The organism is Streptomyces sp. NPDC033845 (genome assembly GCF_055576225.1).
On record NZ_JBVIRI010000072.1, the window covers coordinates 1 to 2,333 of the forward strand.

Here is a 2,333-nt window from a genome sequence, read left to right on the forward strand (position 1 = left end):
TAGGGCAGGCCGGCTGCGGCCCAGATCTGCGGGTACTGGGAGGCTGCGGTGAAGCCGGGGAAGGTGTTGACCTCGTTGATCACGGGTTCGGTGCCGTCGCGGAGGAAGAAGTCGACGCGGATGAGCCCGGAGCAGCCCAGCGTTTCGAAGACCTCCACCGCCAGCCGCTGCAGTTCGGCTGTGGTCGTGGGGTCGAGGTGGGCGGGAATGGTGAAGCGGGTGGCCTCGTCCTGGTACTTGGCCTGGTAATCGAAGAACGACTGCCCGCCGCACACCTCGATCTCCAGCGGCGGCCCGGCCTCCAGGCGACCATCGGGGTGCTCCAGGACCGCGATGTCGATCTCGCGGCCGTGCACGGCTTCCTCCACCAGGACCTTGCTGTCCCACGTATGGGCCTCGGCGAGCGCTTCCTTCAAGTCGGACCAATCCGTGACGCGGGTGACGCCGATGCTGGAGCCGGCCCGGGCGGGTTTGACGAACACCGGCAGCCCCAGCCGCTCACGCTCCGCCTCCGGCAGCTCACCGTCCTTCGTCCGCAGCAGGGTCCAGTCGGCGACGGGCAGGCCGCCACCTGCCAGGATCCGCTTCGTGGTGTCCTTGTCCATGCCGATCGCACTCGCCGCCACCCCGTTGCCGACATACGGCACGCCCACGGTCTCCAGGAGTGCCTGGACGGTGCCGTCCTCACCGAACGGTCCGTGAAGTGCCGGCAGCACGATGTCCGCGGCAGCCAGCACCGGCATCACCTGCCGCAGACTGTCCCATCCGTTCACCGAGTCCGCGGGGGTGAGGTCCGTGAGGTCGTGCGGAAGATAGGTGCCGGCAGGGAGGTCTTGCGGGCCAGGGATCCATGCTCTGTCGGTGGTGATGCGTATCGGCTGCACCGCGTAGCGGGTCCGGTCCAGGTGGCTGAGGATTCCCGCGGCGGAGGCGCAGGAGACGTCGTGTTCGCCACCGGGGCCGCCGAACAGGACGGCGACCCGCAGCCGCGGATCTACGCGGGCTGCCGAGGCAGGTTGCGCCGGCAGGTAGCGGCGGGGGACACGGGCACCGACTCCGGTGAGGATCTCGTGCGCAGTGGTTCCGGCCCACACAGCCCAGTCCACGGCCGTCGGCTCACCATTAGTACCGGGTCCGAACACGACCGCTTCCTGGCCCATGGCCAGCTGCTCCGTTCCGGTGTCGACGACGCACTGGTCCATCGCGATCCGCCCCACCACCTGCCTACGCGCCCCACCGACCTGGATCTCGGCCTTGCCGGACGCCGCGCGGGGCAGGCCGTCGGCGTAGCCGAGCGGCACCAAGGCCAATGCGGTCGGCGCCGTGGTGGTGTCGTCGTGCCCGTAACAGACGCCCTCGCCCGCTTCGACCGTGCGGCTCATGATGATGCGGCCACGCAACGTCATAGCGGGCCGCAGCCCGAACTCCCGGCCCCGGACCGGCTCGATCCCATACAGGGCCAATCCCGCGCGCACCATGTCGTAGTGGGTCTCCGGGGCCGCCAGGGCGGCGGCCGAGTTCGCCAGGTGCAGCAGCTCAGGCCGCAGCCCCGCAGCCCGGGCCTGGTCCGCCGCGGTCTCGAACGCGTGGACCTGGGCGGCGGTGGCGGGGTGGGCGGGATCGTCGGGGTGGATCAGGTGCGACCACAGGCCCCGGACACGGACCAGGCCGTGCTGCTCGAGCTCTGCGGCCACCTCAACCAGCTGCGGCCAGTCGGCCGGGCAGGCCCCGTTGCGGTGCAGACCGGTGTCCACCTTCAGATGAACGGCTGCAACGGTCCCCATTGTGTCGGCGCACGCGGCGATCGCCCGCAGGTGTGCGACCGAGGCCACCGACAGATCGATCCCCTGCCGCAGCGCGTCGGTGAAGTCCACGTCCGGCACATGCATCCAGGCCAGCATGGGGGCTGTGATCCCCGCCTCGCGCAGGACCAGCGCCTCCGCCGTGGAAGCCACCCCCAGCCAGCTCGCTCCATGCGCCAGGGCGGTACGCGCCACCGGCACGGCACCGTGGCCGAAACCGTCGGCCTTGACCACCGCCATCAGCGCCCCCCGGGCGTGTGAGGCCAGCACACGCGTGTTGTGGGCGACCGCCTCCAGGTCCACCACGGCCTCGGACAGCCCACCGCGCACCGCGGCACCTGCCGCATCCACGGCCGGCAGCCCACCTCCGCAGGCCGCACGGCCGCCCGGCAGATCACCCGCAATAGCCGTCACCGGCAGTCCACGCACCATGGATGACTCCTCGCACAGCTCACAAGGGAAAAGAGGGGCAGCACTCCATCCCACCCGCCGGCTGGTGCCCGCAGCAGGGCCGATCGGAGGATCAGGGGG

The 2,333-nt window shown here is 70.9% G+C and carries 1 protein-coding gene; it reads right to left on the reverse strand.

The window, feature by feature from the left end:
• On the reverse strand, positions 1 to 2,105 hold a 2,105-nt coding region (alr, locus tag ACZ50K_RS37810; protein WP_468912012.1), incomplete at its 3' end, for an alanine racemase.
• Between the last annotated feature and the right edge of the window lie 228 nt (positions 2,106 to 2,333).